The following is an 8,180-nucleotide window of genomic DNA, read 5'->3' as shown; positions in this document are numbered from 1 at the left end:
AACGGCTACCCCTATGCGCGCGCAGGCGGCAGCCACGGCTGCGCTGCCCGCCTCGGCCGGCGACAGTGTCCGCATGGGCCAACGATGCGCGCTCATTCGCCATGCCGCCGGTGCTGACGACGCCTGCGTTCGTCATTGGCTGCGTCGCTCTGTTCAACGGTGACCTGCAGGGTGTCGCCGACGGGCAGTGCAGCCGCGGTCAACGCGTTCGCCACCCGGCTGCTGGACGGCTGCAGGATCAGGCGGCCGCCATCCAGCCGCGCCGCAACCGACTGACCTGCGCCCCAGCTGTGGAAGGTGACGTTCACCTGGGACCCGGCGGCGGAGCGTTCGGCCATTGCGGTCTGCAGCTGCACGGCCCCCTGCGCCTTGCGGGCGATCTTGTCGGTAAACAGTTTGGCTTCGCCGCGTTCGGCCTCGCGCAGGGTTTCGCCGCCTGCCGGCTGGGACACGGCGGTGTCGAGTGCGGCGCCGACCACGCCTGCGATCGGCAGGCTGCCCGTATCGGCACCCCCCTTCCGCTCCACCGGAGGCGGCGTCACCGTGGGTGACGGCTGCGCCGCCATGGATGAAATGGGGCCCATGGGAGCCACGCGTGCAAGTGGCGCGACTGCGGCGGCGGCCGTCGCCGGCGGGGCGGCACCCATCGGTTGGCCCACGCTGGAGTGCGCGGGCGAATGGACAGGCGCTGCGGGCAAGGCCACTGCGGAGGCGGCATGCGCAGGTGCAGGTGCGGCTGCAGGTGCAAGCGCAGGCGCAGGTGCGTCTGCCGCCATGCCCGGGGCGATGTGCCCCGCCGGCGTGGCCAGCGCCACCGAGACGGTTGGCCCCACCGGTACGCCAGGCAGCCGGCCGCCTGCCCCGGGCGACGGCGGGCGTACCACGACCGGCTGCTGGGCCGCGTCCGCCGCCGGCATGGCAGCCGTCAGGGCGCGCTGCATTGCGTCGGTCGGTGTGCGCGGAAGGACGACCAGCACGTCCCGCTCGCGCGGCTCGTGCTGCTCCTCCACCGGCAATTCGTCATCCGGCTCTGCATCCAGCGGCAGGTCTGCGTCAGCGTCAGCCACCGCAGCCGCAGCATTGGCAGGCGGCGGCATCCCGCCACGCGGAACCTGTTTTTCGAGCCGCTCACTTATCAGGATCAGCGGCACCACGGGCTGGGTTGCTGCGACGGAACTGCCCGCGCAGGGGATCTTTACCGACATCTGTATTCCTCTTGAATGATTCGCTCCTGGCGGCGCAGTCGCGCTTGCCGGCGCATGTGTTCATTGCGTTCGCCCACCGCCTGTAACCGGCGGGCACGCGATTGCTGTTCGATGGCGGCCTGGCGCAGCTCGGCTTCGCGCTCGCGCGCCAGCGCCGCCTGCTCCTGCAGGTGACGCGCACGCAGGTCGCACTCCAGAACGTGCGCACGTGCGATGGCCACGCTGCGCAGCCTGTCGAACAGGCGCTGGCGGTCCAGCCCGTGTTCCTCGACCAGCTGAGCCTGGTGCAGTTGCTGGTCGGCCTGCGTACGCACGCCCTGCGCCTGCTGTTCCTGCTGTGCCGCCAGGCTGGCCTGGGCGGTCGCGTCGCGGCGCAGGCGCTGGGCGCGGTGATCGACCACGGCAGACAACCGGGTGTGATCAGCGGGCGAGCGCATCCAGCCCCTCCCGCGCCGCAGCCAGCTCAACCTGCTCGTGCAGCGATTGACGCAGGAACGCCTGCAGACGCGGTTCACGTGCAACGGCAGCATCCTGTTCCGGCTGTGCGCCGGGCCGGTACTCGCCGATGTCCCGCAGCAGCTGCAGGTCGTCCAGCTGTCCCATCAGCACGCGGACCCGGGTCGCTGCGGCCGCCTGGCGCGCGTCGGCCAGCTGCGGGAACAGGCGACTGGCGCTGCGCAGTACGTCGATGGCCGGAAAGTGCCCGCGCTGCGCCAGTCGTGGACTGAGATAGATATGCCCATCAAGCAGCGACTTCACTTCTTCCCCGACCGGATCGGGATCGGCGTCGTCTTCCAGCAGCACCGTATAGAAGGCGGTGACACTGCCCACCCGCGCCTTGCCCGGGCGCTCGACCAGCCGCGGCAGCGCTTCGAACACCGACGCGGGAAACCCGCGCCGGGCCGGCGGTTCGCCCGCGGACAGCGCGACGTCGCGCAGTGCGCGCGCGTAACGGGTAACCGAGTCCATCACCAGCAGCACCCGGCTGCCCTGCTCCCGGAAGTATTCGGCAATCCGGGTGGCGACCATGGCGGCATTGACCCGCGTTGCGGGGGAACAGTCGGACGTGGCCTGCACGACGATGGTGCGGGCGGCAGTCGGCCCATGACGGATGGCCTCCACGAACCCGGCCACTTCGCGGCCGCGCTCGCCGACCAGGGCCACCACACGGACGTCGCACGCGGCGTTGGCCAGCAGCATCTCCACCAGGGTGGTCTTGCCACAGCCCGCCGCCGCGAAGACGCCCATGCGCTGGCCTTCGCCGACAGTAAGCAGGGCGTCGACCGCGCGGATGCCGGTTGCGAACGGCTCCTGGATGGGGCGGCGCTGGCGGTAGTCGAGCGGCACGGCCTGGACCGGCTCAAGACGCCCGGCCGGCAGCGCGTCGGCACCCTCGCCGGTCGCCAGACGCTCCACCACCTCACCGAATCCATCCAGCACGCACCCCAACAGGTGAGTTCCCAGCGCTACCTGCAGCGGCCGGCCCGTCGCGGCGACCACGACATCGGCAGCCAGACGTACCGGCGCGCCGATCAATGCCAGCGTCGCCACCCCCTGATCGACCCGTGTGACCACACCGTGGGTCAGCACGTGGTCGTCGACCGCCGAGCGGCGGACGTGGCAGTGCTCACCAATCGCGACGTCGGCCAGTGGCACGCGCAGCTCACCGGCGCGCATCGCCACCGGCGACGCGCATGGCCGCCAGCAGGGCGTCGCGGCTGTCACCGGAGCAGGCCCTGCAGTTCGGCCACGCGGGCATGGAAGCCTTCAATGGCGCCCGCAAGCAGGCTCGATTCGGTGCGGCATTCCGGCTGCAGTGCACCGCCCACCAGGCAGCCCTGCTCCATCTGGCGCAGTGCCAGGCAGCCGTTGGCGAAGTGCGGCGCCGGCGAGGACAGCGCGGTGAGCAGATCGTCTGCGCGGTTGCTGAAACGCTCCGACGCCGAGGTGTCCAGGCGCCCCCACAGGAACACCGCGTCGTCGACAGGATCGAGCAGAAGCTCGCCGATGTCGGCAAAGCCCATCACCACGGAGGAATGGGTATCGAATTCGAACCGCGAGGGGTCACAGCCGAGCTCGTGCAAGGCCGCGTTGAGGGTGTCCAGCAAGGTACTCATAGGCTTCTCATGACATCAAGAGTGACGGCGTCGGAGATCTCGGCGAACGAGAGCACCGGCGTGGTGGGGAGGCGGGTTTCGATGAAGCGCTTGACGAAGCGCCGGATGTCTGGGGCCACCATGAGCACGACATCGGGACGGTGCGCGGCGACTTCGCCGACATGCAGTGCAAAGCGGTCGATCAGGTCGCTGGCCTCGGCCGGCTCGAGGTTGAGGAACGACGCCCCCTGGCTCTGGCGGATACCGGCCCGGATCTGGTCTTCGATGGGCGTGGAGATGAGGATGGCGGGGATGCGCCCGCTGCGCGCGAACCGGTCGGAGATGTAGCGCGACAGCGCGCCGCGGACGTGCTCCACCAGCAGGATGACGTCCTTCTCACGCTGGCCCCATTGCGCCAGTGTTTCCAGCACGACCTTCATGTTGCGGATCGAAACGCCTTCACGCAGCAGACGCTGCAGCACTTCGGCAACGCGCTGGATCGGCATGTGGCGGTAGGTTTCCTTCACCAGCTCCGGGAAGCGCTTTTCGAGTGCATCCAGAACGTGCTTGGCTTCCTGGATGCCGAACAGCTCACCCACATTGCGCAATACGGCGTTGTGCAGCAGCCGGGACAGCTCGTGGTAGTCACTGCTCACCTCACAGCCAAGTGCCAGCACATCGTCGTGCGATGCCACCGGCACCCACCGGGCGGTATGACCATCGTGAGGGACCACCACGCCGAGATTCAGCGCGTCGAGCTCGTCCTGTCGGCCAAATACCCGTACATGGGCGTTGACCACATGCGCGCCGCCGGCCGGGATCTCGTTGATGAGCACCTTGACTTCGTGCGCGTCGACGGGCGCGTGCTCACGCAGCACAAGCGGCGCAAGCTGCATGCCGGTGCTGATGAACGCATCCTGGCGCAGCCGCTCTTCCCATTGGCCGGCTTGGGCGGACTGGTGCAGGGGCGCGGGCAGGAGCAGGATCAGCGGCAGGGTTTCGCTGGTGAGCCGCGCAGTGCCGCCATCGGCCGGGGTTGTGCCCGGGGCGCTCAGGCCCTGCCCCTGGCCTTGGCCCTGCGCCGCACCGGCACCTTCGGCCTTGGCCTTGCGCAGCCGCCATACCAGCATGGCCGCCAGTCCCAGCGAAAGACCGGCGAACACCGGCAACGGGAAGCCGGGCAGCAGGCCCAGCAGCAGCACCAGCACCGCGCCGATCGCCAGGACGACATTGCTGTTGAACAGCTCGCCCAGGATGTTGGCGCCCAGGTTGTTGCTCTCCCCGCTCACCCGGGTGACGATGAAACCGGCGCTGATGCAGATGAGCAGCGCCGGGATCTGGGCGACCAGGCCGTCGCCGATGGTCAGCAGGGTGAAGGTGTTGAGTGCCGCACCAAAGCTCATGCCATGCTGCAGCATGCCGACGGCGATGCCACCAAACAGGTTGACGAACACGATCACGATGCCGGCGATGGCGTCGCCCTTGACGAACTTCATGGCGCCGTCATAGGAGCCGTACAGCTGGCTTTCGCGCTCGACGTCGCGGCGACGGATCTGCGCCTGTTCGGAGGTGATGGCCTCGGCGCGCAGGTCGGCATCGATGCTCATCTGCTTGCCCGGCATGCCGTCCAGCGAGAAGCGCGCGACCACTTCACCGATACGTTCGGAGCCCTTGGTGATGACGATGAACTGGACCAGGGTGATGATGGCGAAGATGACCGCACCGACCACCAGGTTGTCGCCCACCACGAAATCGCCGAACGCGCTGATGATATGGCCAGCGTCGGCATCGAGCAGGATCAGGCGGCTGGTACTGACCGACAGTGCCAGCCGCATCAGTGTGGTGAACAGCAGCACCGAGGGGAACGTCGAAAAGTTCAGGATGCGTTCGACGTAGAACGAGCTGAGGAAGATGACGATGGCCACGGCCATGTTCAGGCCGATCAGGAGATCGACCAGGAACGTGGGCAGCGGGATGATCAGCATGGCGACGATCACCGCCATCAGCACCACCAGCGCCAGCTCCGGGCGCAGCAGGACGCGGGCGCGGGCGCCCACGCCGGGCGCCGTGGCCGGGGTCATGGCGCTCATGCCATCACCCCGGCGATGCGGCTGGACGGCCCGCTTTCACGCTTCATGCTTTCCACCACCATGGCCTCCAGCGCCTGCGCCGTGCTGTCACGGGCGGTTGCGTCCACCCAGATCGCATCGGGCAGGCCAAGCACCGCGCGGCGCAATGCCTGCACCAGGCGCGCCCGCTCGGTCAGCGAGAGCACGACGCGCGCACCGGAGAGTGGACCGGCGAACAGGCCCGCCCAGTCCTGCACGCCGCGCACCACGTCCAGCAGCCCGGTGACGAGCGCTTCGGCGGTGGTCGACAAGCGGGTCAGGAGACGGGTACGACCCACTTCCAGCACCAGCAGTTCGTCCACCGAGCGCAGTACCGTGAGATTGCGCACCTGCCGCAGCAGGCGGCCGAATTCGAGATGCGACCCGCTGGGATCCAGCGAGAACATGTCCGCGCCGATCGCCTGCTCCATGAAGTCAAGGACATGCGCGCGTCGATTGAATCCGTACATGCCGATCCACCCGGCGTATTCGCCCACGCAGTCCTGCGGGTTGCCCAGCAGGTCGCGATAGCTCTGGCGGAGCTGGTAGGCGGAGAGCTGGCCGCTGCGGGCGGCCAGGCGCGCCTTGATGGCGGCGTTGAGGCCGCCTTTGAGGGCGGCCGTGTTGCCTTGGGCGGCCTGCTCCTGCTCCAGCTGCGCGAGCGCCAGCGTGAGCACCTCTTGGAGTTCCTCCAGCTCGTCATCGGACAGCCACGCACGCAGAACCGCCAGCACATCACTGGGATCGGGGAACATCTGCTTCAACAGGCCAAGGATCTGGGCCGGGTTGCGCATGCCGTCGAGCAGCTGACGCAGGCTGGCGACCTTGTCGTGCACCTTGTCGTCGAGAACGTGGTCGATCCACGCCTGCGAGTCATTCGCAACGGCACTTTTCTGACCATCGCGACGACGCTGCAGCGTGGCCACGAGGGCGCCCAGGTCGTCCTGCATGTTCAGCGCAGTGTGCAGGGTGCCCGGCCGACGCGGGGGGGCTGCAGCCGGACCGCGCGCGGCCTCCTCGCGGTCGCTCTGGGCATTGGCCTGGCGCGGCGAAACCGGCACCGGGGCCGTGATCGGACGGTTAATCGCGGGGACGGCCATCGGCGGCCTCCGTGTGCATGGACTCGCGATTGAGCTTCTGCAGCATTTCCTGCACCGGCGCACCGATCCCGGTGCCGTACACGCCCGGAAGCTGCTCCGCATCCAACAGGTCACGCTCGGCCAGGACCCGCGGCTGTATCAGGAAGACGCGCACGAGGTTTTCCACCGACTGGCTGTCCTGCCCGAACAGCTTGCCCACGCCGGGCAGACGGCGCAGCCCGGGGATGCCGCTGTACCCATGGTCGAGCGAGCGACGGGTGTAGCCGCCCACCAGCAGGCTGAGCTGGTGCGGCACGCGGGCCACGGTGTCGATCATGGTGCGGTTGACCAACGGCAGCGCGTCGCCCGACCGCGTACCATCGGCTGCGCCATCTTCAATTTTCAGCTGCATTTCCACTTCATTACCGCGCGAGATGCGCGGCCGCACGCTCACCAGCGTGCCGTAGGTCACCTGTTCAAGCGACACGGCGCGCTCACCCAGCAACTGCGCGTAGAAGGTCTGGTTGCTGTCGAAGTAGGCCGGAATGTTCTCCTGGGTGAGCAGCACGGGACGCGAGACGATGTGGGCGTCGCCTTTGCTCGACAACGCCTGCACCGACGCCAGGAAGCGCGGCCCGTCCAGGGTGCTGACCGGCGGCGGCTCGTTGATGCCGATGGCGAGGCGGTTGCCGATGTTGATCCCACCGCTCCAGTTGACGCCCAGGCGGTCGAGTTCGGTTTTTTTGATATCGATGATCCAGAGCGAGAGTTCGATCTGCTGGCGCGGGATGTCCAGTTCGGACACCAGGCGCTTGACCTGCTCGATCTGCGCCAGGGTGCCGCGCACGATCAGGCTGTTCGTTTCCGCATACGGCACCACCACGGCGGCCTGCGCGCTGTTGCCGGCCGGCTGTCCCACCACCGCGACGGGCGGCGCGGCCGGCCGTTCCAGCGGTTCTTCGAGGATGGCGGCGGGGTCGGCCGGTGCCGGCGGCTGCTTCATCACCGCGCCGAAATCGCCCAGCGCCAGCACCCTGGCCAGGACGTCGGCGACGCCCGGCAAGGAGGATTCGTCCGCGCGCAGCCGGAAGCGGCGCCCGTTGACGAAGCTGTGTTCCAGCCGGATGACTTCCACGTGGTGCGGACTGGCGTCGGCCCCTTCGTACAGTTCGTCCAGGTAACGGGCGGCGTTGAGGACGATGTCCACGTACACCGGCGGGCCGGCGATGTAGAAGGTGCCGTCGGCACCGCCACTGCGCACGGGATAGCGCGTGTCGGCCAGCCGCGCCTTGCGCAGGAAGTCGGACAGGGTCGCCACCGAGGTCGAGCGCAGGCGGCCCACGGCGTTCTTCTGTTCGCTCGCGTCGTAGACGTAGATCGATTGGCCGTCGCTGTACCAGACCAGCCCCACTTCGGCGGCGACCTTGGCCAGCACGTCGAACGGCCGGGCCAGGTCGAAGTTGCCGCTGACCTTCTTTTTCTGCGCCTTCGGGCTGACGATGACGGCCTGGCGCGCACGCACACCGAGGGCGTTGAGCAGGTGGTCGGCGCTGTCGGCGCGGGAGACGAAACCGGTTGCGTGCGGAAGATCCGCACGGTCCTGGATGGGGGTGCCTTCCAGTGGCGTCTGGGCGGAGGCACTGGCAACAGGCAGCACCACGAACAAGAGGAACAACGACAGGAAACGCATGG

7 protein-coding genes are annotated in these 8,180 nt (G+C 68.4%); all 7 read right to left on the bottom strand.

Annotation, left to right across the window (positions count from 1 at the left end; translation table 11 throughout):
* Positions 1–92 precede the first annotated feature (92 nt).
* Complete coding sequence (locus RT456_RS04765) at positions 93–1,067, bottom strand: hypothetical protein (RefSeq protein WP_313343195.1); 975 nt, start codon at positions 1,065–1,067, stop codon at positions 93–95.
* A 128-nt stretch (positions 1,068–1,195) separates the two neighbouring features.
* On the bottom strand, positions 1,196–1,642 hold the full coding sequence (locus RT456_RS04760) for a hypothetical protein (RefSeq protein WP_313343193.1): 447 nt from the start codon (positions 1,640–1,642) through the stop codon (positions 1,196–1,198).
* Entirely contained in the window at positions 1,626–2,882 is a 1,257-nt protein-coding gene (locus RT456_RS04755) for a FliI/YscN family ATPase (RefSeq protein ID WP_313343342.1), read from the bottom strand. The genes RT456_RS04760 and RT456_RS04755 overlap by 17 nt, the downstream gene beginning before the upstream one ends.
* 44 nt (positions 2,883–2,926) lie before the next feature.
* Positions 2,927–3,322, bottom strand: coding sequence for a hypothetical protein (locus RT456_RS04750; RefSeq protein ID WP_313343191.1), 396 nt, complete (start codon positions 3,320–3,322; stop codon positions 2,927–2,929).
* Entirely contained in the window at positions 3,319–5,391 is a 2,073-nt protein-coding gene (locus tag RT456_RS04745; protein WP_313343188.1) for an EscV/YscV/HrcV family type III secretion system export apparatus protein, read from the bottom strand. The genes RT456_RS04750 and RT456_RS04745 overlap by 4 nt, the downstream gene beginning before the upstream one ends.
* Positions 5,388–6,509: a type III secretion system gatekeeper subunit SctW gene (gene sctW / locus RT456_RS04740; protein WP_313343185.1), complete on the bottom strand. Its 1,122-nt coding sequence runs from the start codon at positions 6,507–6,509 to the stop codon at positions 5,388–5,390. Before sctW ends, RT456_RS04745 begins: the two co-directional genes overlap by 4 nt.
* Positions 6,490–8,178 (bottom strand): type III secretion system outer membrane ring subunit SctC, encoded by a 1,689-nt coding sequence (sctC, locus tag RT456_RS04735; protein ID WP_313343182.1) that lies wholly within the window; start codon positions 8,176–8,178, stop codon positions 6,490–6,492. Before sctC ends, sctW begins: the two co-directional genes overlap by 20 nt.
* Between the last annotated feature and the right edge of the window lie 2 nt (positions 8,179–8,180).

It is taken from the genome of Stenotrophomonas sp., assembly GCF_032099025.1.
Lineage (GTDB): Bacteria > Pseudomonadota > Gammaproteobacteria > Xanthomonadales > Xanthomonadaceae > Stenotrophomonas.
Note: the sequence above shows the minus strand (reverse complement) of the source record. Positions and strands in the feature narration are given on the sequence as shown.